Origin of the sequence: Celeribacter litoreus (genome assembly GCF_020165855.1) — a bacterium.
GTDB classification, from domain to species: Bacteria; Pseudomonadota; Alphaproteobacteria; order Rhodobacterales; family Rhodobacteraceae; genus Celeribacter; species Celeribacter litoreus.
This window is the reverse complement of sequence record NZ_JAIUFY010000008.1, coordinates 260,536-283,694: the sequence shown is the minus strand read 5'-3', so window position 1 is coordinate 283,694 and position 23,159 is coordinate 260,536. Positions and strand designations below refer to the sequence as shown.

Sequence of the window (23,159 nt, the reverse complement as noted above, 5' to 3'; positions counted from 1 at the left end):
ATTATCTTTAAAATTTGTCGCGCAGCGCGTACCAAGTCATGGCCGCCGCAAGGAGCGGGGTGCGCAGGGCCGTGCCGCCTGGGAAGGATTGCGCGGGAATGTCTGCCATCAGATCAAACCACCCGGCCTGACCTGCAATCGTCTCCGCCGCGATCTGACCGGCCATGGTGGCCAGCGCGACGCCTTGGCCGGAGAAACCGGAGACTGAGAGCGCCGTCGGGCTGAGCCGCGTGAAATGGGGCAGGCGGGACATGGTGATCCCGAGGGTTCCGCCCCACGCGTAGTCTATTTGGGTGTTCTTCAGCTCCGGAAACACACCCGCCATCGGACCGCGAACCTTGGCCTCCAGATCGGCGGGGAATTTGTAACCGTAGCTTTCTCCGCCGCCGAAAATCATCCGGTTGTCAGAGGAAAGACGGAAGTAATTGATCACAAATCGGCTGTCGGCCACGGCGTAGCGGTTCCGGATCAGGCGATCCGCGAGGTCTTGGGGCAGGGGCTCCGTCACCGCGATGAAGTTATTGATCGGCATGACATGCCGCGCGATCTTTTGGTCGATGTTATTGTGATAGCCGTTCATCGCGAGGACGAGATGATCGGCCGTGATCTTGGCGCTGTCCGTCGTCGCAACCGGCTTCGTCTTCGCATCGCCAAAGCTGATCGTCTCTGCGCGGGACGTTTCGAAAATCCGGACACCAGCGGCCTCAGCCAGACGTGCCAATGCAAAGGCATAGCGCAGAGGATGCAGGTGACCTGACCCCATATCGAGAGAGCCGGAGACATAATCCTCAGAGCCGACTTCTTCGCGGATTTCCTTGCGGTCGAGGTAGCGGATTTTGTCATAGCAGTAGTGGATATGCATATGCTCCACATGTGCCTGCGTATGTTTGGAGAACCGCGTGCGATGGTCCGCGTGAATGACGCCATCCGTCCAGTCGCAGGGATCGCCGCTCTCTGCAATGAGGGCTTTGACGAGGTCGACCGCCTCGCACCCCATATCCCAGAGGAGCCGCGCCTTGTCCTTGCCAACAAGCAGTTCAAGCTCGGCTTGTTCGAGCCGTTGTCCAGTCGAGACCTGACCGCCATTTCGGCCCGACGCACCCGATCCAATGCGAGAGGCCTCAAGCAGCACAACATCGAGGCCCTGACGCGCCAGATGCAGAGCGGACGAAAGCCCCGCGTATCCGCCCCCAACGACACAGACGTCCGCGCGGAAATCCCCCTGAGCCGTTGGATACGGACCAGGGGCCTCAGACGTGGCTGCATACCAAGACGCCGGATGTGTGCCCGGTTTGTCGTTGATGGTCAGAATATCCATCAGATCACTCGTATAGGCCTTCGGCTTTGATCTGCTCGAAGGCTTCGTCGAGAGAGAGACGCGCACGTTCGATCAGGATGTCGATTTCCTCTTTGGTGATGGTCAGAGGCGGGGAGATGACCATACGGTCGCCCACGTGACGCATGATGAGGTTGTTCTTAAAACAGCGCTCGCGACAGATGTAGCCCACGGTGCCTGCGCTCGCAGCGAATTTCGCGCGGGTTTCTTTATTGGGCGTGAGCGCCACGGAGGCCATCATCCCGACGATCTTTGCCTCACCAACGAGCGGGTGATCGGCGAGCGTTTCCCATTTTTCTTTAAGATAGGGCGCAATTTCGGACCCCACGCGGTCGACGATGCCTTCCTCTTCGAGAATGCGGATGTTTTCGAGAGCCACAGCACAGGCCACCGGATGGCCGGAATAGGTGTACCCATGCGCGAACTCATCGCCGTTGATCACGCTGGCGATCTCGTCAGACAACAGAGACGCCCCGAGTGGGATATAACCCGAGGTGATGCCCTTTGCGCAGGTCATGATGTCGGGTTGAATATCGAGTGTTTCACAGCCGAACCAGTTGCCCGTCCGACCGAATCCGGTGATGACTTCATCCACGATGAGCAGAATTCCGTATTTCTTTACAATACGTTGGATTTCCGGCCAGTAGCTGTCGGGGGCCACGATCACACCACCTGCACCCTGAACAGGTTCGGCAATAAAGGCCGCGACGGTTTCCGGACCGAGTTCGAGTATCTTCTCTTCGAGAAGTTGCGCACGGGCAATGCCGAACTCTTCAGGCGTCATGTCACCGCCTTCGGACCACCAATCAGGCTGGTCGATGTGGTGAATGCCAGGGATCGGCAGGCCGCCTTGAGCGTGGATACCTTTCATCCCGCCGAGAGAGCCGCCCCCCATGGTGGAGCCGTGATAGCCGTTCCAACGGGAAATGACGTTGAAGCGCTCCGGTTCACCTTTGGCTTCCCAGTAATGGCGGACCATACGCAGGTTCGTGTCGTTTGAATCAGAGCCGGAGCCGTTGAAGAAGACGTGGTTCAGGTCGCCCGGCGCAATTTCGGCGAGTTTCTTCGCCAACATGATCGCAGGAACATGCGAAGTCTGGAAGAACGTGTTGTAGAAGGGGAGTTGCTTCATCTGACGCGCGGCGGCGTCCGCAAGCTCGTCACGGCCATAGCCGATATTCACGCACCAAAGACCCGCCATCGCGTCGAGGATTTCTTCGCCTTCGCTGTCGGTCAACCAGACGCCAGATGACTTCGTAATGATCCGCGCGCCTTTTTTCTCAAGCTCGTCGCCATTCGTGAACGGGTGCATGTGGTGGGCCGCATCAAGCATCTGCAGCTCTGCCGTCGGCAGGTGGTTGTCACTCATTGTGAGAGTCCTCAGTCAAAAGCGCACTGGCCGTGATGGACGGCCTGATCGCAGGGGGAGTTTCGAGTCTGAGGAAAAATATGATCAAATTATTTTGCCGTCAAGAAAGCACGCGGCAGAAACACGTGAGGCCATGCAGATGGGGTGCGCGGGATTGATCGGACACAGCTGATACAAAGTTCCTATAATCAGTATTATGTATTATCTACTGATGGTGAGCTTTGGCAATTTTGGATCACGTGTGCCCAATAATCCATTGAGCGCACGCCATTTTATCAAACTGGCTTTGCCCGCTCCAGCATCCCAAACAAATCCCGCGGATCATCCGGATCAGCCAATAAATCGAGCGGCACTGCAAACCCCGTGTCTTCCACCATGCGCTTCACATAGCGCAGCGCGGAGAAATCCTCTGTCGCAAACCCGACGCTGTCAAAGAGCGTGATCTGTCGCGCATCGCGGCGTCCAGGCACATCACCACGCATCACCTGCCAAAGCTCGGTCACAGGATGATCTTCGTTGAGTTGCTGAATTTCACCCTCAACACGCGTCTGCTCCGGATATTCGACGAAAATGTCCGCCCTCAAAAGAATGTCGCGGTGCAGCTCAGTTTTGCCCGGACAATCGCCGCCGATCGCGTTCACATGCACCCCAGCGCCAACCATGTTGTCAGTGAGGATTGTCGCGTATTGTTTGTCCGCCGTGCACGTCGTGATGATCTGGGCACCTTCGACCGCATCTTGCGCACTCTGACAGATGCGCACGTCAAATCCGTGAGCGCGCAGATTTGTCGCGGCTTTCTCGGATGCCTTCGGATCAATATCGAAGAGCTTGAGACGATTGATCCCGCAAATCGCACGGAACGCGAAGGCTTGGAATTCACACTGAGCACCGTTCCCGATGAGCGCCATGACGTCCGCATCTTTCGGCGCGAGGTAACGTCCCACGAGCGCAGACATCGCCGCCGTCCGCAGCGCCGTCAGTAGCGTCATTTCCGTGAACAACACCGGATAACCCGTTGCCACATCAGATAATACGCCGAACGCCGTGACTGTCTGATGACCTGTCCGCGTGTTCTTCGGATGGCCGTTCACATATTTGAACCCGTAGAGCGCACGATCCGCCGTAGGCATCAGTTCAATGACACCACCCGGAGAATGGGACGCGACACGCGCGACCTTGTCGAACTCGGGCCATCGTTTGAAATCGGCTTCAATATCGCCTGAAAGATCAATCAAAAACCGTTCCAGACCAATATGATGCACAAGTTTCATCATGTTGGCGACGGAAACAAATGGGACATAGGCGAGATGGGATGGTGTCATAGCGTTCATCAGTTTCTTCCTCAGCCAAAGCTACGCGTCATACGGTCGAGCACGCGACGCCCAAACAGGCTCGCCGTCAGATCGCACATGAGTTTCGCGGTGCGTCCACGCTCATCGAGAAACGGGTTGAGTTCCACCAGATCGAGCGAAGTCACAAGCCCGCTGTCACAGAGCGTTTCCATGATCAGATGCGCCTCACGGAAAGTCGCGCCGCCCGGCACAGTCGTTCCAACGGCGGGTGCAATGCCGGGATCAAGGAAATCGACATCAAAGCTCACATGGAGCATTCCGTCCGCTTCTCTCACGCGTTCGAGGAAAGCGCGCAACGGTGCGAGGACACCCGTCTCGTCGATTGACCGCATATCATGGACTTCGACACCCAGATCAATGATGCGGCGCTCTTCCGCACGATCCACAGACCGAATACCCATCATGCATATGTTCGAAATATCAACGGCATGGCTGAGCACAGGATAGGCTTCACAGCCCGCCTGACCTGTGAAATACGCCACCGGCGTGCCGTGGAGGTTGCCGCTTTCAGTAGTGTCGAGCGTGTGCAGATCGGGATGCGCGTCGAGCCACAAAACAAAGAGTGGTCGTCCCTGCCCCGCGGCGCGTTTCGCCATCGCAGGCACAGTGCCAGCCGCGATGGAGTGATCTCCGCCCATGAAGATCGGCACATCGACCTCTTGCGCCGCCTTGAACGCCGCCTCATTGAGCACTTCGATCCATGCAACAGTTTCAGCAAGGTTATGCACAGCCGCGTTTTCATGCGGCATCTCTTTGGTCGTACCGATTGTCACGTCGCCAAAGTCCTCTGCAGACCACTCCAGAGCGTTCAGTGTCTCTAGCAGACCAGCCGTGCGCAGGCTTGCGGGCCCCATCTGGCATCCGCGTTGTGAGGCTCCGGTTTCGATTTGCGCTCCGAGAAGCGCGCAAGATTTGCTCATAAGTATCGTCCTGTGGATGATGCGTTTTGTGAGGGTCTTAAGGTGCGTTTGGATCGCGCCATTTCAATATACGGGTCACGATCTCAGTTGAGCCTATCATGCCCGAAAGAGATGCCAGAATTGACAACCAATGTGATCATATAGAAACTATATTTAATCATAATGACAAAATAAGTGATCAATATGAACGCAAGCTCGCTTTCCGCCAGTGACCGCGCCCTCATTGCAGCGCTCCGCAATGATTCCCGAAAATCCGTGACCGAACTCGCGCAGGAAACCGGCCTATCCCGCACGACCGTGAAGGCCCGTCTCGATGCGCTGAAGGCCTCAGGACGCATCCGCCGCTTTACCATCGAGACCGATGTCGACGTCGAGGGAGAGGTGCGTGCGATCACACTTGTGGAACTTCAGGGACGTATGTCGCGACAGGTCATTCAAGCGCTTTCGCGCATCGCCGGTGTCACAACAGTCTGGTCCACGAATGGCGCGTGGGATCTCGTGGTCGACATTCGAACAGATAGTCTCGTCCGGTTTGACCGCATTCTGCGTGACATCCGAGAAGTGCCAGGCGTTGTTAACTCCGAAAGCTGCATATTGCTTGCGCATGCGACGCCTTAACTCTACTTAGGGCGCATCAAATTTCTTAATTTTTATCAGGCTCAGTCGTGCACATATTGCATAGGTGCAGCCGTTCTTTATACCGTGGCACATGGACAGATTTAGCCTTGAACAGTCAATCCATCGGATTCTCGCGGCAACGACCGTAGAAGAGGTATGGGAGCATGTGCTCGACAGGATCAATGCTGCAGGGTTCAAGAACGCACTTTACGGCTTCACTCGTTTCCACACCCCCTCTGGTTTCGGCAATGAGAACGACCATCTCATTTTAACCAATTTCGACGCCGATTACCTAAATGGGTATCTCGATGAGGGGCGTTGGAAACATGCGCCTATGGTGCGCTGGTCTGTTGAGAACTCTGGCGCCTGCCCTTGGTCTTGGATCGAAGAAAACATGGACAGCATGTCCCAGAAGGAACTGGACGTCATCGCGTTCAATCAGAAGATGGGCGTGACCGCAGGTTTTACCCTCGCCTTTCCCCACGCGATCAAAAGGACGAAAGGCGCGCTCGGGATGGCCATGGCACCCGGGAGCACTCAGGAACAGGCGAATGAAATCTGGGAGAAGTATGGCGCGAGGATCGAACTCATCGCCGGAGTAGCGCACCTCAAATTGCTATCCATGCCGCTTCCCAAACGCCTTTTGACCAATCGTCAGCGAGAGGTGCTTGAGTGGATCGGAGATGGGAAGACCGTCGCCGATACTGCTGAAATCCTTGGATTGAACAAGGCGACGGTAGAAAAGCATCTTCGGCTTGCGCGAGAGGCACTCGGTGTCGAAACCACGGCTCAGGCGGTTCTCAAAGCCTCTTTCCACAATCAGATGTTTACGTTCTGATTGTTTCTATCAGCCGCTTTGCGTTAAAGAACAGGAAAAAGTCGTTTTAGTAAGGGAAACCTTACTTACATCGATTTTTTTATAGAGTAATGATCCGTACATCTCTGCTTTACGGGGCTTAGCCTTAGGGATGCGGGTCAAGGGATCGCATTATTCTGCTCACCTAGACCTATAAGGGGGTCACAGGCTTATAGTCGGCCATGTGGCCCTTTTTTATGCCATCAACAATTTCGATCCCTCAAAAGAAAAGGACCACCCCCCGAGGATGGTCCTTCGCAAATTTTATGAAGAGCAGATTAGCCCTGAGCTACTTTCGCAACTTCAGCAGCAAAGTCTTCTTCGGCTTTCTCGATGCCTTCGCCAACTTCGAGACGAACGAAACCGGTGATCTCTGCACCAGCTTCTTTGGCAGCAGCTTCAACAGTCAGATCCGGGTTCACAACGAATGCCTGACCAAGCAGCGTGGACTCAGCGATGAATTTCTTCATGCGGCCTTTGATCATGTTCTCGATGATGTTTTCCGGTTTGCCGGACTCACGAGCGATCTCGATCTGGATCTGCTTTTCTTTCTCGACGATTGCCGGATCAAGAGAAGCTTCGTCGAGGCCCTGCGGGTTCACAGCTGCGATGTGCATTGCGACCTGTTTGCCGAATGCTTCGTCGCCGCCTTTGAGAGCAACGAGAACACCGATTTTGCCGAGGCCTTCAGCAGCCGCGTTGTGCACGTAGGACACAACAGTCTCACCTTCGAGAACAGCCATGCGACGCAGGCCCATGTTCTCACCGATGGTTGCGATTTTGTCGGTGATCAGCTCAGACACCGGCTTGCCGTTCACTTCGGCAGCAGCGAGGCCTTCAACGTCGGACACGCCGAGAGCGGCGGTCGCGATGGAAGAAACCATGCCTTGGAATTCAGCGTTTTTCGCAACGAAGTCGGTCTCGGAGTTCACCTCGACAGCAACGCCTTTGCCAGCTTCGATTGCAACAGCAACGAGGCCTTCAGCAGCGGTACGGCCGGATTTCTTTGCGGCTTTCGCCAGACCTTTGGTGCGCAGCCAGTCAACAGCAGCGTCAAAATCGCCATTGGTTTCGGTCAGCGCTTTTTTCGCGTCCATCATGCCTGCGGCGGTAGCTTCGCGCAGTTCTTTCACCATTGCAGCAGTGATTGCCATGTTGGCTCTCCTCGGAATCTTGAGATTGGGTTCGGGGGCGGGCTTACCCTGCCCCCGTATCAATTTTGTAACGGCTTGCGCGCTTTCTCAGGCGCAAACCGAAAAGCGATTACTCGCCTGCGACTTCTTCAACGATCTCTTCGATCGGAGCTTCTTCGAAGGCACCCATGTCAACGCCAGCAGCGTCCATCTGAGCGGTCATGCCGTCGAGAGCAGCGCGTGCGACGAGATCGGTGTAGAGGGAGATCGCGCGGGAAGCGTCGTCGTTGCCCGGAACGATGTAGTCTACGCCTTCCGGGGAGCAGTTGGAGTCAACCACAGCCACAACCGGGATGCCGAGCTTTTTCGCTTCGAGGATTGCGAGGTCTTCTTTTTTCACGTCGATGACGAAGAGAAGATCCGGAACGCCGCCCATCTCGCGGATACCGCCGAGGGATGCCTGAAGCTTGGCTTGGTCGCGCTCCATGTTGAGGCGCTCTTTCTTGGTGAGGCCTTCTGCGCCGGAAGCGAGGGTCTCATCAATGGTGTTCAGACGCTGGATGGACTGGGACACGGTTTTCCAGTTGGTCAGCGTGCCGCCGAGCCAGCGGTGGTTCATGTAGTACTGGGCGCATCTCTCTGCAGCTTCAGCAACCGGGCCAGCGGCCTGACGCTTGGTACCAACGAAGAGAATGCGGCCGCCTTTTGCAGCGGTGTCACGCACGACCTGCAGAGCCTGCTCCAGCATCGGGAGGGTCTGGGTGAGGTCGAAGATGTGGATGCCGTTGCGGTCACCGTAGATGAACTCCTGCATACGCGGGTTCCAACGTTGGGTTTGGTGACCAAAGTGAACGCCAGCTTCGAGCAGCTGACGCATAGTGAAATCGGGAAGCGCCATCGTGTTTCCTTTCCGGTTTAACGCCTTGACGGAGGGTTTCAGGCAGATGCCCAACCGGTGGACCGTTCAGGGATGTCTCCCCCGAGGGCCCGCCTCCGTCTGTGAAGTGATCGCGCGTATAGAGAGGTTTGTCCGGCTTGGCAACCCCTGCACCGTTTTTGAGTATTTTCATCACGAAAAAGACGGTGCGCGGGGGAAACGCATGCCATCTCTTGCCATTTGGTCAAAATCAGGCGCAATAGGGAATATGAGTGAAAAGAAAGATATCATCTGTATCGGGTCTGTTCTTTGGGACGTGATCGGACGATCCGACCGCGCGATGCGTGTCGGATCCGATGTGCCTGGCCGGATTGTTCGTGTGCCTGGCGGTGTTGCGATGAATATTGCAATGGCGCTCGCGCGGTTCGGGCTCAAGCCGGATTTGTTGACGGCTGTCGGGCGCGATCCCTCCGGAGAAGAGCTGATTGCCGCAGCGCAGGTGCGTGGGATCGGCACGGATCATGTTTATCGGTCCGAGGACCTGCCGACTGATTCCTATATGGCAGTCGAGGGCGCGAATGGTTTGATTGCGGCGATTGCCGATGCGCACTCACTTGAGCAAGCGGGCGACAAGATTCTCCGGCCGCTGAAAGATGGTCGCCTCGGGCACGCGGATGCGCCCTATGACGGGCCGGTCGCGCTCGATGGGAATTTAACGGTAGAGCTGCTTCGCGAGATTGCTGTGTCGCCGTTTTTCAGCCGTGCGGATCTGAGGATTGCTCCAGCGTCTCCGGGGAAAGCCGAGCGGTTGTTGCCGCTCCTAGGGCACCCGAACGCGACGCTCTATGTAAATCTTGAGGAAGCGAACCTTCTCACGCTCGGAAGTTATGAGAGTTCCGCCGAAGCAGCAAAAGCTTTGATCGCGAAAGGCGCGCATCGTGCGCTTGTCACGAACGGCGGTGAGGACGCGAGCCTTGCGACGGCTGACGTGGTTCTCACCCAAACACCCCCTCCGGTCCTCGTGGCACGCGTCACGGGCGCGGGAGATACCTTTATGGCGGCACACATCGCCGCAGAACTACGCGGCCGAGACGATCAGGCAGCCCTGTCTGACGCGCTTGATGCCGCTGCGAAATATGTATCAGGAGATACACCCCTATGATCCCGAAAATGTTCTCTCCCGAAGTCGAAGCGGCCTTGGAAAATGGTCAGCCGATTGTGGCGCTTGAATCCACGATCATCACCCATGGGATGCCCTACCCTCAGAACCTCGAAACCGCGCAGATCGTGGAGCAAGATGTGCGTGACGCTGGCGCCGTTCCTGCAACGATCGCGGTGCTCGATGGGGTTCTGCATATTGGCCTGACGGAGACACAACTGACAGCTCTCGCGCAGGCGACACATGTCATGAAAGTGTCCCGCGCCGATTTGCCAGTGTGTATTGCCCGTGGCGCTACGGGTGCGACCACGGTGGCGGCAACGATGATCGCGGCGGACATCGCCGGCATCCGCGTTTTTGCCACCGGCGGTATTGGCGGTGTGCATCGCGGCGCGGAGGAGACGTTCGATATTTCGGCCGATCTTCTCGAGCTAGGCGAGACGGCGGTCACGGTTGTGGCGGCGGGGCCGAAAGCAATTCTCGACATTCCGAAAACGCTCGAGGTGCTCGAAACCCACGGTGTGCCTGTGATTGCCTATGGTCAAGACGAAATTCCTGCCTTCTGGTCCCGCTCCAGCGGTCTCAAAGCGCCCCTGCGTATGGACAGCGCCGAGGACATCGCCCGCGCGATGGAAACCCGTGCCGCGATGGGTCTCAAAGGCGGTCAATTGGTGGCGAATCCAATCCCCGCGGAAGACGAAATCCCCTCCGACGTGATCATGCCGTTCATTGAAACGGCACTTGCAGAAGCGGAAGCACAGGGCATCACAGCGAAAGAGGTCACGCCATTCCTGTTGCAGCGTATCTTCGAACTGACCGAGGGGCGTTCACTGACATCGAACATTGCGCTTGTCCGGAACAACGCGAAACTCGCCGCACAGATCGCCGCTGCATTAAGTTGAGACCAAGTGGCATAAATCCTGTGCAATTTCACAGTCTCGTCATCTAAAGGCATCAGACGCTTATTGTCCTTAGGATCGTTCATGCCTAAGTTCCAGCGAACGGCCTAGCCACCAAAATTTGCAGTCAGAGCACACATGACCAACCCCTTCGAAGAAGAGACACATCCACCTCAGCCTAAAAAACGCCTTTTCGGGCATTTGCGGGCTGCGTTCTTGACGGGGCTCGTGGTCGTCGCGCCGATTGGTTTGACGGCTTATGTGATCTGGACCGTGATCGGCTGGGTCGATGGCTGGGTGCTCACTTTTGTCCCGCAGGCCTATCATCCGGATGAGCTGATCAACCGGTGGCTCGGCTACGAACTGCCGGACAGGCAAATCCACATCAACCTGCGCGGCGCGGGTGTGATTATCTTCCTGATTTTCACCATCATTGTGGGGTGGATTGCGAAGGGTCTCGTCGGGCGCTCGCTCATCCGTTGGGCCGAGAGTCTTGTGGACCGGACTCCAATCGTGCGCTCCATCTACAATGGTGTGAAGCAAATCGCGGAAACCGTCTTTGCCCAGTCGGAAACCACGTTCGATAAGGCCTGCCTCATCGAATACCCGCGGCGCGGGATTTGGGCTATCGGGTTTGTGTCCACAACGGCAAAGGGCGAAGTTGCCCGTCGCACGCCTGAAGACGAAAAGTTTCTCTCCGTGTTCGTGCCAACCACGCCAAACCCGACGTCCGGCTTCCTGCTGTTCTTTCCAGAACACGACGTAATCATGCTCGACATGTCGGTCGAGGATGCAGCGAAACTCGTGATCTCCGCAGGGCTCGTCTATCCGAACCCGAAAGACCCGAGCAAACCCGCGAAAGACACCAAGTAACAGCCCGTCAGATCAAGAGAACATCGCGCGCAGATCAACACTCGCGCGCTCTCCGAGGTCGTCGAAATGGGCATCGAGAAAGCGGTCACAGGCCGCCTGCCCGGCCTTTCTCAATCGCGCCAACAAGAGCGGCGTGGGCGCGAGTTTGGTCCGCGCTGACAAATCCTGCATCAGGTCGTCATCAGCCACCATGTGCACGAGGACATCTTTCATCATTCCATCAGGCATCCGTTTTTCCGCAATCAGGTCGCGGACGAACTGAATTGCGCGCAACTCACGCAGGAGCGATGAGTTGAACGAAATTTCGTTGATGCGGTTCTGGATTTCTTCTGGCGTTTTGGGTGTGCCGGGTCGTTCAAGCGGGTTGATGTTCACGATGACCACGTCCTGCGGGAGATGCGGCTCGAAGAGCGGGAAAAGCGCGGGGTTGCCGGTAAAGCCGCCATCCCAATAAGGATCGGTTTCACCCGTGACAGGATCGGTAATCTCAATCGCCTGAAACAATTCCGGCAAACAGGCGGAGGCAAGGATGACATCCGTCGTCACTTCCGAACCAGAAAAGACCCTGATCTTACCCGTCCGCACATTCGTGGTCGAAATAAAGAGCTCAGGCCCCTCGCCTTCACAGAGCAGTTCAAGTTCCAACTCGTCAACCACTGGCGTCAGCGGGTTCTGGTAAAAGGGGCCATAGGCATAGGGGCTCGACACCGTTGCCAGCGCATCAAAAAAGGCAAATGGCAGGCTGTTACGGAAAACATGCGCCATAATCGTCGTCGTAGGCCCGAACTCCGCCATCCAGTCATTGAGGCGCATGTCAGAAATGCCACCCATCTGTGTCCACACACGCTCAAGTGCGGCTTTGGCGCCGTCCCGACCACACTGAACGAGACCTGACTTCAAAGCAGCCGCATTGAGCGCGCCAGCGGACGTTCCCGACACGCCGGCAATCTCGATATCCTCGCGATCCAAAAGACGGTCGAGCACACCCCACGTAAACGCGCCATGTGCACCCCCTCCCTGAAGGGCGAGGTTAATTCTTTTGGGGGATTTCTTCATGCGTGTCCCCCAAAAGAGGTTTTCAAAAATGTTTGGATCACAGAGCGGTCCAGCCACCATCGACGGAAATCGTCGTGCCGGTGATCTGGGCGGCTGCATCAGAACAAAGGAAGACGGCCGTGCCGCCAATCTGTTCGACCGTTGCGAATTGCTTGGATGGTTGACGTTCGAGGATGACTTTCTCGATCGCTTCCTCTTCGGTCATGCCATATTTCTTTGCCGTATCCGGAATTTGTGCATCGACCAGCGGCGTGTGCACGTAGCCCGGACAAATCGCGTTTGCGGTGATCGGCTCCTTCGCGGTCTCAAGTGCGACGACCTTCGTCATGCCCACGACACCGTGTTTTGCAGAGACATAGGCCGATTTGTATGGCGACGCCGTAAGACCGTGCGCGGACGCCACATTGACGACGCGGCCCCAGCCGGCCTTGCGCATCATGGGAAGCGCGGCGGCGGTGGTGTGAAAGGCCGAAGACATGTTGATCGCGATGATCGCGTCCCATTTGTCGACCGGAAACTCATCAAGCGGCGCGACGTGTTGAATGCCTGCGTTGTTCACGAGGATATCACAGGCGCCTGCCTTTTCGACGAGTGCGCGGCATTCGTCGCCTTTGGACATGTCTGCCTTGATGTAACGCGCGGTGACGCCAAACTCTTTGCCGATCTCTTCGGCCAGAGCATGGTCCTCGTCGCGATCTGTGAATGAATTGAGAACGACGTTCGCGCCCGCTTTGGCCAGTTCGCGTGCCACGCCGAGGCCAATCCCGGAATTCGAGCCCGTAATTACAGCCGTTTTACCCGTTAAAGTCATTGGTTTCTCCCTTTGAATTGGGACCAACTTATCCGTTGGCTCACTAATGCAAAGCGAGAATCGGCCTAAAGGTTCCGAGAATCGGTTCCATAGGTCTGCAAGGTGACGTAATGGCAACTTCCAGGTGCCCCGAACTCACATCAACAGGGCCGCGTATCGGCCATGCAGGCTTTGCTTTTCGCCACTTTTTCAAGCAAAAAAAACGCCCGCACAAGGCGGGCGCTGAGTTATTGAGGCAGGTTTCATACAGGCAAGAAACCTATCGAGCAGTGATTACTTTATACGCCGTTCTCCGCCTCTCTCCAAGCTAAAAGTTTGAAAACCCCTTTGTGCCGACGTAGCTTACCACTCAATAAGAACACGTTCCGGAGGCATTGTTCACAATATGGCATCGCAGTTTTTCCAATGGATGAAGCAAACTTCAGTGGCTGCAACCTTGCTTTGCACGGCGGGGAGCCTCGCCGCTGAGCCGACGCATGGGATTGCGATGTATGGGGCACCCGACCTGCCGGCTGATTTCACAGCCCTGCCCTTTGTGCGTCCCGATGCGCCGAAAGGCGGGAAAATCGTGACGGGCGAAGGCGGGAGTTTTGATAGTCTCAATCCGTTTATCGCGAAGGGGCGCGCACCGTGGCAGCTCCGCTTTCTAATGGCGGAGGGCCTTATGGGCCGTGCCTTCTCGGAACCATTTTCCCTCTATTGCCTCCTCTGCGAAACCGTCGAAACCGATGAGGCCCGGAGCTGGGTGGAATTTACGCTGCGCCCCGAGGCGAAATTTTCCGACGGCACACCCGTGACAGTCGAAGATGTGATCTGGTCCTTTGAAACCCTCGGCACAGACGGCCATGGCCGCTACGCGAGCCTGTGGACCCAAATCGAAAGCCTTGAACAAACAGGCGACAACAGCGTCAAATTTACCTTCAACACAGAAAACAGAGAGCTCGCTCTCCTCGTCGCGATGCGCCCGATCCTCAAGAAAGCTTATTGGGACGACAAAGACTTCACGGTTTCGGGCGTGGAGAACATTCCGGTGACATCCGCGCCGTATGTCGTGACAGATGCCGAACCGGGTATGTTCGTCGAGATGTCCCGCAATGAGGACTACTGGGCGAAAGACCTCCCTCTCATGCGCGGACGTGCGAACTTCGACACGATCCGCTTTGAATATTTTGCGGATGCATCGCTAGTGATCGAGGCCTTCAAAGCCGGAGAGCTCAATGCGCACCGTGAGTTCAACGTGCAGACCTGGGAAGAGCAGTATGACTTCCCCGCCGTCGAACGCGGCGACGTAATCAAGTCTGTGATCCCGCATCAGCGTCCGACCGGTATGACCGGCTTTGCGATGAACACCCGTCTTCCGCAATTCTCCGACTGGCGCGTGCGGCAGGCAATGATCGAGGCCTTCAACTTCGACTACATCAACGAGGTGCAGACGGAGAACAAGCAGACGCGGATTACGTCCTACTTCTCCAACTCCCCGCTCGGAATGCGCCCCGGTCCCGCAGAGGGCCGTGTTCTGGACCTGCTGACACCATTCGAGGCAGACCTGCTCCCCGGCACTCTCGAGGGCTACACACTGCCGGAAACCTCGGGACGTGAAATGGACCGCGGCGCGGTGCGTCGTGCACTTGCGCTCATGGAAGAGGCCGGATGGACGATTCAAGACGGAATCATGAAGAACGCCGCGGGCGAGATCTTCACCTTTGAAATCCTGCTGCGTGTTGGTGACGATGAAAATCAATCCATTATAGACACTTACACGCAGATGTTGATCCATCTCGGGATCACACCCAAAATCTCTGTCGTCGACAAAGCCCAGTATACACAGCGCATGGCGACCTTCGATTTCGGGATGACACCGGTGCGCTATGGCCTGTCGCTCAGCCCCGGCAACGAGCAATACGCCTATTTTGGACAGGTCTCCGCCGATCAGGAAGGCTCCCGCAATATTGCCGGCATTTCTGATCCTGCAATTGACGCAATGATCGAAAAAATGCTGAACGCCGAAAGCCGAGAGGACAGTCTCGCCGCCACCCGTGCGCTTGACCGCTTGCTCATGGCGGGGCGCTATGCCATTCCGCTTTACGCGTGGAACGAAAGTTTCAATGCCCATGTCAAAGAACTCCGATATCCCGAAACACTGCCACTCTACGGCGACTGGATTATGTGGCGGGAAATGACGTGGTATTGGGAAGACCAAGACTAATAGACAACATCGAGCAGAAGAGAAAAGATCATGAAAAGAGCAGTTTGCGCCCTCCTCCTCACCCTTTCCCTGTCCGCTTGCGGCACCATTGCAGGCGTCGGCGAAGACATCACTGGCGCGTCGCGCACGGTTCAGGGCTGGTTCTGAGATGGCGCTTTTGCGCTGGGGTGTGCCGCTCCTGCTGGCTTGCGGGCTCAGCGGGTGCGGCGTCGCATATACGGGCGTCAAAACAGGCGTCAAAGCGACGACGACTGTCGTCGGAACGACGGCCGACGTCGTGTTCTAGGCGCTCTATGTAAGAGACGTCACCCAGAGGATCGTCGCGTCCTCTGGACTGACAGAGATCACATTATGGCCCATGGAGGCGTCATAATAGGCGCTATCCCCGCGGCGCATCTCAACGGGTTCGTAGAACTCGGTGATGAGTTTGATCACACCCGTGAGGACGTAGAGAAACTCCTCGCCGTCATGACGCACCCAACCGTCGAATTCCTCAAAACTGCGCGCACGGATCGTCGCGCGGTAGGGCAACATCGATTTTTTCGTCAGCGCCCCGGCGAGCATCTCATGCTCATAGGTCGCCGTGGGATGTGCCGCGCCCTCTCCGGTTTTGGTCACCGCCATACGGCCCGAAATCTGCGCCTTTCGCGGCTCTGTGAAGAGCTGCGGCACGGAGATGTCCAAGCCGACTGCGAGCTTTTTCAGCGCCTCGTAGGTCGGACTCATCTGACCGTTTTCGATTTTGGAGAGCGTAGAGCGCGCGAGACCCGCATGCGTCGCAGCCTGTTCCAACGTCCACCCGCGCTCTTTGCGTAAATCCCGAACACGCGCCCCGAGATCAAGCGGTCGTGCCTCCTCGATCGGAGTTTCACCGGACTCACGCGCGAGACGGATCAGGCTTGGCACTGTTTCGGGATTGCGTTCTTCAGTCATGCCTTCTTCTACAGCGCACAACTGACAAAAGAAAACCCCCGGATGCTGTTACCGCATCTTCGGGGGTTCTTCGGACAGGTGCCTCATTTTGAACTGCTCATATGGTCTTTGCCTGCCCTGTAGCATTCATCTTCGGTGGAGCCAGGGGGGTATCAGTCGATCTCTCCCGTGATGAAATAGACGTCGCGAAGTTCGCTCGAGAGATCATTGAAGATGATCCGGTCCAAGGCGCCGCCAGCAATGGCGAGCGCGGCGACAAAGCCGAGAACGAGTGTCGCAACCGGCAACCGCAGGCGTCGACGCATGGCTCCTGCGGGCTCAGCAGACCGCATCCGCCCCTGAAAGGTAGAGAAACTCTTTTGGGCCTCGACAGTGATCATGGCAACCTCCCGTGAACGTAAAAAGCGAAACGTTACAATTATTTAAGCACGATTCCGCCCATCTGTCACAGATGCTCAACTGAAACAAAATCACCCAGAGCACGCGCGAACACAGCATGAACCCCTCGGGAACATGCTGACTTTGCAAAGTTGCAAACTCGACAAAACACAACATATAGGTCAACGAGAACACCCAGGCGGGGCACGTTTTGTGATGTGGGAGAATATTTTCCTTTTCTCCTCCCGAAGCGAAACGCGATGCGATAGAACAGCGCAATTCCCCGACTGAGACAGGACTGGCCGCTATGATCACGCTCGACATTTTCCATGATCCGATTTGCCCGTGGTGCCACATCGGCAAGGCCCGTTTGGAGCGTGCCCTTGAGAGTCGCCCCGACCACCCTTTCGCGATTGCATGGCATCCGTTCCAACTGAACCCGACCATGCCGAAAGACGGGATGGACCGCCGCGCTTATCTCGAGGCCAAGTTTGGTGGCGCCGAGAGTGCCCGCAAAGCCTACGCCCCTGTCGTTGAAATCATGCTTAAGGAAATGCCGAAGACCGATCTCCTCGCCATTCAGCGCACGCCGAACACACTCAATGCCCACCGGCTTATCCATTGGGCCGGCTTGGAAGGCCGCCAAACGCCGATGGTCTCTTCGCTCTACCGCGCCTATTTCCAGGAAGGCCGGGACATCGGCGACATCGACACGCTCGTCGATCTCGCGGAAGGTGTTGAAATGGACGGAGCGCTCGTCCGCCGCCTCCTCACCTCCGACGCCGATCTCGAAGAAATTCAAAAGCGCGACCAGCACGCACGCGACCGTGGCGTCAATGCGGTGCCACTCTTCATCGTCGGAAACCGCCACGCCGTCGAAGGCGCGCAGCCGCCAGAACTTTGGCAGCAGGTGATTGATGAGTTGCTCGCACAGGAACACGACGCGTAACCGCACCATAACCCTCTCACATTTTCGCACACCCCAACGGCACTCCCGCCGAATGGTCAAATGTCGCGCGCGCCTCTAGGGTCGCGCTAACATTTCTCCCTGTCATTGAGTATCCGTCTATGCCTCGTCGCCTCCCCCAAGTCGAATTTACGTTCCTTCTCGCGTTGCTCTTCGCGACGGTCGCTTTCTCGATCGACGCCATGCTGCCCGGCCTGCCCCAGATTGCCGCACAATTGTCGCCGAATGATCCGAACCGCGCGCAGCTTGTTCTGACTGCATTTGTCTTTGGCATGGGCCTCGGGACACTCATCTCCGGTCCGATTTCGGACCACTTCGGGCGCAAACCGCTCATCCTCTTTGGTCTCGGCCTCTATATCGTCGGCGCCATCATCGGCGGCCTGTCTTCGAGCATGGAGGTCATGCTCCTCGGCCGCGCGGTTCAGGGTTTTGGCGCCGCCTTCCCGCGCACCGTCGGCCTCGCCATGGTGCGTGACCTCTATGAAGGCCGCGAAATGGCGAAGATCACATCGTTCGTCATGACAATCTTCATGCTCGCGCCCGCGGCAGCACCGCTGATTGGTTCGGTCATTATTGAAGGCTTCGGTTGGCATGGCGTGTTTGGCGCCTTCGTCCTTATCGCTCTGATCGGGGCCGCATGGGTAACCTTGCGTCAGGGCGAAACCTTGGAACCTGAAAACCGTCGCCATTTGAACTGGACCGACATCGTCGGTGGCACCAAGATCATTCTCGGCAACTATAATGTCCGCATCTACACGCTGATGCTCATGCTCGGCTTCGGCCAGATGTTCGCAGTGCTCTCTTCTGTCCAACAGCTTTACGATGAAACCTACGGCCTCGCAGAATCTTTCCCGTATTGGTTCGGCGGCACTGCTTTGATCGCCGCGACCTCCACTGTCATCAACGGCCTGCTCGTGACCCGCCTCGGGATGCACTTCATGATCCGCATGGGTTTCTCGATTTCCCTCATCAGCTCCGCGATCACCATTGTGCTCTATTTTGCGGGTCTGAAAACAGGGGCCGCCGGGTTTGGCCTGTTCTTCATCTGGACAGCATCGGTGTTTTTCATCAACGCGTTCACCTTCGGCAACCTGAACGCATTGGCGCTTGTCCCGCTTGGCAAACTCGCAGGTCTCGCGAACTCTGTCATAGGCGCGCTGTTTACGATGGGGTCGGTGATTATCGCAGCACCGGTCGGCCTTGCCTTCAACGGCACGCCGGTTCCGGTCATCCTCGCGGCGCTGATCTGTTCCGGCCTTGCGCTCCTCCTCTTCAAGATGGAGCGCAAGGAAGCGTAATTTCCACTACTTCTTAGGCGGTTGCGCAGCGACCTTCGCGTATTTCGCAAGGTCCTGTGCAATCGCGTAAGCGCCTTTGATCTTGTCGCTGTCTTTCTTCCAGTCGCGACGAATGATGATCTTGTTGTCCTTGACCTTCGCCTGCCCCTTTTGCTGGTGGATGAACTCCACGAGGCCAGCCGGGTTAGCGAATTTGTCGTTATGGAACATGAGAGTCGCGCCCTTCGGCCCGCCATCAAGACGCGCGATCCCAGCGGCACGGCATTTCTCTTTGATCCGCACCACCAAGAGCAGCGTGTTGACCTCTTTGGGTAGCTTCCCGAAACGGTCGATCAATTCGGCGGCAAAGCCCTCTAGCTCCACTTTGGTGTGGAGCGTGGAGAGACGGCGATAAAGGCCCAGACGCACGTCGAGATCAGGCACATAGTCCTCAGGAATGAGCACAGGCACACCGAGGTTGATCTGCGGCGCCCATTGCCCGTCGTCGAGCGTCACATTCTCCTCGCCCGACTTAATCTTCGCAATCGCCTCTTCTAGCATGGATTGGTAAAGCTCGAACCCGACCTCCCTGACTTGTCCGGACTGTTCCTCACCCACAAGGTTCCCTGCCCCACGAATGTCGAGATCCTGAGATGCGAGCGTGAACCCTGCCCCGAGCGTATCGAGAGACCCGAGCACGCGCAGACGTTTCTCCGCCTGCGGCGTTAGTGGCGCGCGGGGTTTCGTCGTCAGATAGGCATAGGCGCGAGTTTTGGCGCGGCCCACACGACCCCTGATCTGATAAAGCTGCGCGAGACCGAACATGTCGGCGCGGTGCACCACCATCGTGTTGGCAGACGGAATGTCGATGCCGCTTTCCACGATGGTGGTCGCGAGCAGCACGTCATATTTCCCGTCATAGAAGGCGTTCATGCGATCATCGAGTTCGCCCGCCGCCATCTGCCCATGCGCAACGACGAAACTCAGCTCCGGCACCTGAGCGGTCAGGAACTCTTCGATTTCAGGGATATCCTTCACGCGCGGCACGACGAAAAAGCTTTGCCCGCCGCGATAGTGTTCCCGCAAGAGCGCCTCGCGGATCGTGACCGTATCGAACTCGCTCACATAGGTGCGGATCGACAGCCGGTCGACGGGCGGCGTGCCGATGATGGACAGGTCGCGGACCCCCGTCAGCGACATTTGCAGCGTGCGCGGGATCGGCGTCGCGGAGAGGGTCAGAACGTGGATGTTCGACTTGAGCGACTTCAGCCGCTCTTTGTGACCGACACCAAAGCGTTGTTCTTCATCGACGATCAGCAGCCCGAGGTTCGCGAACTTCACCTGTTTGGCGAGAATGGCGTGCGTGCCCACAACGATATCGACGGTGCCCTCGGCCAGTTCCTCACGCGTCTTCGCCATGTCTTTTGCTGAAACAAAACGTGACATCGGTCTGATATTAATCGGAAATCCGCGGAACCGCTCGGCAAAGCTGCGGAAGTGTTGACGGGCAAGAAGCGTCGTCGGCGCGATGACAGCCACCTGCGCACCGGAGAGCGCCGCGACAAAGGCCGCACGCATCGCGACCTCTGTTTTGCCAAAGCCCACATCTCCGCAAATCAGACGATCCATCGGGCGTCCTGCATCGAGATCATCAAGCACATCCTCGATGGCGCTGAGCTGATCCTCGGTCTCGGAATACGGGAAGCGGGCGCAGAAGGCCTCCCACATGTCGTCGGGCGGATCCATGATCGGTGCTTTGCGGAGATGACGTTCCGCGGCAATGCGGATCAACCGCTCCGCCACTTCGCGGATGCGCTCTTTCATCCGCGCCTTCTTAGCCTGCCATGCGCCACCGCCCAGCTTGTCGAGCAGCCCCTCTTCGTGGCCGTAACGGCTCAGCAGTTCGATGTTCTCAACAGGGAGATAGAGCCTGTCTCCGCCCGCATATTCGAGCAACAGACATTCGTGCGCGGCGCCGGCGGCGGTGACGACCTCCAGCCCGCGGAAAATCCCGACGCCGTGTTCGACGTGAACGATCAGATCGCCCGCGCTCAGGCTCGAGTGTTCGGTCAGGAAGTTTTCGGCTCGCTTGCGGCGTGACGGGCGGCGGATGAGGCGATCCCCGAGCACGTCCTGCTCCGAAATCACTGTGACGGACTGTCCCTCACCGACAGGGGCCTCGAACCCCTGCTCCAACGTCCAGACAGAAAGAAAGATCCCGCCAACACCCTCCGGCACATCACGCCAATCGGAAATCTCGGTCAGGCCCTTGAGGTCTTCGTCTTCGAGCAATGTCTTGAGGCGATCCCGCGCGCCTTCGGACCATGAGGCAAGAACCACCTGCCCTTGTTCACGGCGCTTCGTGATGTGGGACGCGAGTTCTTCGAAGAGGTTCAGGCCCTCCATCTGTCGCTCCGGCGCAAAGTTGCGCCCGACGCGTCCGCCCGCATCGATCACACCCGGACCGGAGGCTTGTGGCAGCGGGTGGAAATGGATCACGCGACGACCCGAAATAGCTGAATCCCATGCGGCGTCGTTGAGATAGAGAAGATCAGGTGGACAGGGTTTATAAACGCTGTCCATGCGCCCCTTCGCCTTAAGCGCCTCTGCGCGGGCCCCATATTGATCCTCGATCGCCTCCCAGCGCGACAAACGCGCGGCAGAGGACTGATCATCGAGCGTCACCGCAGCATTCGGCAGGTAATCAAAGATCGTATCGAGGTGATCATGGAAATACGGGAGCCAATGCTCCATCCCCGCGTGTTTGCGACCGGCAGAGACGGCCTCATAGAGCGGATCATCCGTGCCAGCCGCACCGAACTCCACGCGGTAATTCTGGCGGAATCTCGTGATCGACGGCTCGTCGAGGATCACCTCTGAGACGGGCGTAAAGCTCACGTCGTTCAGGCTGTCGACGGTCTTTTGTGTCGCCGGATCGAAACGGCGCAGCCCGTCGAGTTCATCGCCGAAGAAATCGAGACGCACGGGCAGGATTTGCCCCGGAGGGAACACATCGATGATCCCGCCGCGAATGGCGTAATCCCCGTGCTCCACAACCGTTGGTGCCTGCGTAAAGCCCATGCGGACGAAGAAGGCCTTCAGGTCCGCTTCATTGACCCGCTGCCCTTTCACGAGCGTGAAGGCGCTTGAGGCCACCGTCTCTTTCGCTGGCACGCGTTGGGTCGCGGCGGAGAGGGTCGTCAGGAGGACAAATCGCTTCGGCAAAACGCCATGCGCGAGCGCGGCCAGAGCCGCCATCCGTTTCGCCGACAAATCGGCATTCGGCGACACACGGTCAAACGGCAGACAGTCCCAAGCGGGAAATTCGATCACCGGCAAATCGGGCGCAAAGAACCGAAGGCCATCGCGTAGGGCTGCGAGGCGTTTGTCATCACGGGCAACATGGATGACGGGTCCGTCCTGACGCGCGACCTCACGCGCAAGCAAATGGGCGTCGACCCCCTCCGGCGCGCCGCCGACGGTGAGATGCTGGGTTTTGCTCATCGGTACTTATCCCCCGAGCGGAACGGTCATGATATTGAAGAACATGCCCCACATCGCCGTCACGAAGATCGAAATCATGCCGATGAGTTGGACAAAGAAACGGTGCCGCCGCAAGACCGAGAAAAGGTCGGCTCCGAGCGGGTTTGTCGCGGCGATCTTATGCGCGGTGCGCACGTTCAGGATGCCAACGAATGTGATCGGAAAGACGAAGAGGAAGAGAGCTTGCGAGAATTCAATCCAGTAGACAAAGCCGGTCAGCGCGAGAATGGTGTTGAGCGCCGCAATGATCGCAGTGAGCAACAGTCCCGAAACCTCTGCGATGTTGAGCAAACGCCTGACGTTGATGCGCACGAGCTCTTCGAAGTCTGCCATCTGCTCGCCGCCGCTACGCTGTGCTTTGAGCGCGACATCGAAGGGTACACCCAGAACGAAATGCGACGCAGTGGACCAGAGCACGGCAAGACCGATCCAATACCAGAGATTCGAGAAAGACCGCGTATCGATCACTTCGAATATGCGCGCGTAAATGTCCAAAGGTCTCGCTCTTCGTTCTCAGGTGGCGAACACAGTCTCGTCTTTTGTCATCGGATGAGAGCGCGTTACAGTGAGGTATTCGGAGGGTGCAACGCTCCGGT

Annotated in this window: 21 protein-coding genes; 9 read left to right on the top strand and 12 right to left on the bottom strand. The window is 57.3% G+C overall.

Annotated features, from left to right (window positions below):
- Positions 1-7: 7 nt before the first annotated feature.
- The 4 genes from LA304_RS09895 to rocF all read right to left on the bottom strand — a co-directional run bounded on the left by LA304_RS09895 (position 8) and on the right by rocF (position 4,977).
- The gene (locus LA304_RS09895) at positions 8-1,318 is read right to left on the bottom strand and encodes an NAD(P)/FAD-dependent oxidoreductase (protein ID WP_224502974.1); all 1,311 of its coding nucleotides are present in this window, start codon (positions 1,316-1,318) and stop codon (positions 8-10) included.
- 4 nt (positions 1,319-1,322) lie between these two features.
- On the bottom strand, positions 1,323-2,705 hold the full coding sequence (locus LA304_RS09890; protein ID WP_224502973.1) for an aspartate aminotransferase family protein: 1,383 nt from the start codon (positions 2,703-2,705) through the stop codon (positions 1,323-1,325).
- Positions 2,706-2,980: 275 nt separating this feature from the next.
- Positions 2,981-4,027, bottom strand: coding sequence for an ornithine cyclodeaminase (locus LA304_RS09885; RefSeq protein WP_224503095.1), 1,047 nt, complete (start codon positions 4,025-4,027; stop codon positions 2,981-2,983).
- A gap of 20 nt (positions 4,028-4,047) precedes the next feature.
- Entirely contained in the window at positions 4,048-4,977 is a 930-nt protein-coding gene (gene rocF, locus LA304_RS09880; protein WP_224502972.1) for an arginase, read from the bottom strand.
- Positions 4,978-5,160: 183 nt separating this feature from the next.
- Here rocF and LA304_RS09875 point away from each other — a divergent pair, with 183 nt between their 5' ends.
- Together LA304_RS09875 and LA304_RS09870 are read left to right on the top strand one after the other, a co-directional pair.
- Positions 5,161-5,595: an Lrp/AsnC family transcriptional regulator gene (locus LA304_RS09875; protein WP_224503094.1), complete on the top strand. Its 435-nt coding sequence runs from the start codon at positions 5,161-5,163 to the stop codon at positions 5,593-5,595.
- A gap of 91 nt (positions 5,596-5,686) precedes the next feature.
- Positions 5,687-6,433 carry a helix-turn-helix transcriptional regulator gene (locus LA304_RS09870; protein WP_224502971.1) on the top strand — a complete coding sequence of 249 codons (747 nt, stop codon included), beginning with the start codon at positions 5,687-5,689 and terminating at the stop codon, positions 6,431-6,433.
- Between the two features lie 296 nt (positions 6,434-6,729).
- Here LA304_RS09870 and tsf read toward each other — a convergent pair whose 3' ends face one another.
- On the bottom strand, positions 6,730-7,605 hold the full coding sequence (gene tsf, locus LA304_RS09865) for a translation elongation factor Ts (protein ID WP_224502970.1): 876 nt from the start codon (positions 7,603-7,605) through the stop codon (positions 6,730-6,732).
- Positions 7,606-7,714: 109 nt separating this feature from the next.
- The gene (rpsB, locus tag LA304_RS09860) at positions 7,715-8,482 is read right to left on the bottom strand and encodes a 30S ribosomal protein S2 (RefSeq protein WP_224502969.1); all 768 of its coding nucleotides are present in this window, start codon (positions 8,480-8,482) and stop codon (positions 7,715-7,717) included.
- A gap of 247 nt (positions 8,483-8,729) precedes the next feature.
- Between rpsB and LA304_RS09855 the strand changes: the two genes are divergently transcribed.
- The 3 genes from LA304_RS09855 (at position 8,730) to LA304_RS09845 (ending at position 11,392) form a co-directional block, all read left to right on the top strand.
- A complete protein-coding gene (locus LA304_RS09855; RefSeq protein ID WP_224502968.1) occupies positions 8,730-9,623 on the top strand; it encodes a PfkB family carbohydrate kinase in 894 nt (297 codons plus the stop codon).
- The gene (locus LA304_RS09850; protein ID WP_263491356.1) at positions 9,620-10,522 is read left to right on the top strand and encodes a pseudouridine-5'-phosphate glycosidase; all 903 of its coding nucleotides are present in this window, start codon (positions 9,620-9,622) and stop codon (positions 10,520-10,522) included. Before LA304_RS09855 ends, LA304_RS09850 begins: the two co-directional genes overlap by 4 nt.
- A 135-nt stretch (positions 10,523-10,657) precedes the next feature.
- The gene (locus LA304_RS09845) at positions 10,658-11,392 is read left to right on the top strand and encodes a DUF502 domain-containing protein (RefSeq protein WP_224502967.1); all 735 of its coding nucleotides are present in this window, start codon (positions 10,658-10,660) and stop codon (positions 11,390-11,392) included.
- A 12-nt stretch (positions 11,393-11,404) separates the two neighbouring features.
- On the opposite strand, the gene LA304_RS09840 is transcribed toward LA304_RS09845, so the two are convergent.
- Both LA304_RS09840 and LA304_RS09835 read right to left on the bottom strand, forming a co-directional pair.
- Positions 11,405-12,448: a patatin-like phospholipase family protein gene (locus tag LA304_RS09840; protein WP_224502966.1), complete on the bottom strand. Its 1,044-nt coding sequence runs from the start codon at positions 12,446-12,448 to the stop codon at positions 11,405-11,407.
- Positions 12,449-12,485: 37 nt separating this feature from the next.
- A complete protein-coding gene (locus LA304_RS09835; protein ID WP_224502965.1) occupies positions 12,486-13,259 on the bottom strand; it encodes a 3-hydroxybutyrate dehydrogenase in 774 nt (257 codons plus the stop codon).
- Positions 13,260-13,644: 385 nt separating this feature from the next.
- Between LA304_RS09835 and LA304_RS09830 the strand changes: the two genes are divergently transcribed.
- Positions 13,645-15,465, top strand: coding sequence for an extracellular solute-binding protein (locus tag LA304_RS09830; protein WP_224502964.1), 1,821 nt, complete (start codon positions 13,645-13,647; stop codon positions 15,463-15,465).
- A 148-nt stretch (positions 15,466-15,613) separates the two neighbouring features.
- Positions 15,614-15,751 carry a hypothetical protein gene (locus LA304_RS09825; RefSeq protein ID WP_224502963.1) on the top strand — a complete coding sequence of 46 codons (138 nt, stop codon included), beginning with the start codon at positions 15,614-15,616 and terminating at the stop codon, positions 15,749-15,751.
- Between the two features lie 5 nt (positions 15,752-15,756).
- Here LA304_RS09825 and LA304_RS09820 read toward each other — a convergent pair whose 3' ends face one another.
- Positions 15,757-16,398, bottom strand: coding sequence for a helix-turn-helix domain-containing protein (locus LA304_RS09820; RefSeq protein ID WP_224502962.1), 642 nt, complete (start codon positions 16,396-16,398; stop codon positions 15,757-15,759).
- A 152-nt stretch (positions 16,399-16,550) separates the two neighbouring features.
- Positions 16,551-16,778: a hypothetical protein gene (locus tag LA304_RS09815; protein ID WP_224502961.1), complete on the bottom strand. Its 228-nt coding sequence runs from the start codon at positions 16,776-16,778 to the stop codon at positions 16,551-16,553.
- 305 nt (positions 16,779-17,083) lie between these two features.
- On the opposite strand from LA304_RS09815, the gene LA304_RS09810 reads away from it, so the two are divergent.
- On the top strand, positions 17,084-17,725 hold the full coding sequence (locus LA304_RS09810; protein WP_224502960.1) for a DsbA family oxidoreductase: 642 nt from the start codon (positions 17,084-17,086) through the stop codon (positions 17,723-17,725).
- A 119-nt stretch (positions 17,726-17,844) separates the two neighbouring features.
- Positions 17,845-19,041 (top strand): multidrug effflux MFS transporter, encoded by a 1,197-nt coding sequence (locus tag LA304_RS09805; protein WP_224502959.1) that lies wholly within the window; start codon positions 17,845-17,847, stop codon positions 19,039-19,041.
- Positions 19,042-19,047: 6 nt separating this feature from the next.
- Here the strand turns inward: LA304_RS09805 and mfd are convergent, their stop codons facing one another.
- Together mfd and LA304_RS09795 are read right to left on the bottom strand one after the other, a co-directional pair.
- Positions 19,048-22,524, bottom strand: a complete 3,477-nt coding sequence (mfd, locus tag LA304_RS09800) for a transcription-repair coupling factor (protein ID WP_224502958.1) — start codon at positions 22,522-22,524, stop codon at positions 19,048-19,050.
- 6 nt (positions 22,525-22,530) lie between these two features.
- Positions 22,531-23,058: a component of SufBCD complex gene (locus LA304_RS09795; protein WP_224502957.1), complete on the bottom strand. Its 528-nt coding sequence runs from the start codon at positions 23,056-23,058 to the stop codon at positions 22,531-22,533.
- Positions 23,059-23,159 lie beyond the last annotated feature (101 nt).

Excerpts from the sequence above, each read along its gene's own strand:
- mfd (WP_224502958.1), bottom strand. The coding sequence starts at position 22,524 with ATGAGCAAAACCCAGCATCTCACCGTCGGCGGCGCGCCGGAGGGGGTC.
- LA304_RS09840 (WP_224502966.1), bottom strand. The coding sequence starts at position 12,448 with ATGAAGAAATCCCCCAAAAGAATTAACCTCGCCCTTCAGGGAGGGGGT.
- LA304_RS09830 (WP_224502964.1), top strand. The coding sequence starts at position 13,645 with ATGGCATCGCAGTTTTTCCAATGGATGAAGCAAACTTCAGTGGCTGCA.
- LA304_RS09845 (WP_224502967.1), top strand. The coding sequence starts at position 10,658 with ATGACCAACCCCTTCGAAGAAGAGACACATCCACCTCAGCCTAAAAAA.
- LA304_RS09835 (WP_224502965.1), bottom strand. The coding sequence starts at position 13,259 with ATGACTTTAACGGGTAAAACGGCTGTAATTACGGGCTCGAATTCCGGG.
- LA304_RS09820 (WP_224502962.1), bottom strand. The coding sequence starts at position 16,398 with ATGACTGAAGAACGCAATCCCGAAACAGTGCCAAGCCTGATCCGTCTC.
- LA304_RS09855 (WP_224502968.1), top strand. The coding sequence starts at position 8,730 with ATGAGTGAAAAGAAAGATATCATCTGTATCGGGTCTGTTCTTTGGGAC.
- LA304_RS09875 (WP_224503094.1), top strand. The coding sequence starts at position 5,161 with ATGAACGCAAGCTCGCTTTCCGCCAGTGACCGCGCCCTCATTGCAGCG.
- LA304_RS09890 (WP_224502973.1), bottom strand. The coding sequence starts at position 2,705 with ATGAGTGACAACCACCTGCCGACGGCAGAGCTGCAGATGCTTGATGCG.
- LA304_RS09885 (WP_224503095.1), bottom strand. The coding sequence starts at position 4,027 with ATGACACCATCCCATCTCGCCTATGTCCCATTTGTTTCCGTCGCCAAC.
- LA304_RS09815 (WP_224502961.1), bottom strand. The coding sequence starts at position 16,778 with ATGATCACTGTCGAGGCCCAAAAGAGTTTCTCTACCTTTCAGGGGCGG.
- rpsB (WP_224502969.1), bottom strand. The coding sequence starts at position 8,482 with ATGGCGCTTCCCGATTTCACTATGCGTCAGCTGCTCGAAGCTGGCGTT.
- LA304_RS09825 (WP_224502963.1), top strand. The coding sequence starts at position 15,614 with ATGGCGCTTTTGCGCTGGGGTGTGCCGCTCCTGCTGGCTTGCGGGCTC.
- LA304_RS09850 (WP_263491356.1), top strand. The coding sequence starts at position 9,620 with ATGATCCCGAAAATGTTCTCTCCCGAAGTCGAAGCGGCCTTGGAAAAT.
- LA304_RS09895 (WP_224502974.1), bottom strand. The coding sequence starts at position 1,318 with ATGGATATTCTGACCATCAACGACAAACCGGGCACACATCCGGCGTCT.
- LA304_RS09810 (WP_224502960.1), top strand. The coding sequence starts at position 17,084 with ATGATCACGCTCGACATTTTCCATGATCCGATTTGCCCGTGGTGCCAC.
- LA304_RS09870 (WP_224502971.1), top strand. The coding sequence starts at position 5,687 with ATGGACAGATTTAGCCTTGAACAGTCAATCCATCGGATTCTCGCGGCA.
- LA304_RS09805 (WP_224502959.1), top strand. The coding sequence starts at position 17,845 with ATGCCTCGTCGCCTCCCCCAAGTCGAATTTACGTTCCTTCTCGCGTTG.
- rocF (WP_224502972.1), bottom strand. The coding sequence starts at position 4,977 with ATGAGCAAATCTTGCGCGCTTCTCGGAGCGCAAATCGAAACCGGAGCC.
- tsf (WP_224502970.1), bottom strand. The coding sequence starts at position 7,605 with ATGGCAATCACTGCTGCAATGGTGAAAGAACTGCGCGAAGCTACCGCC.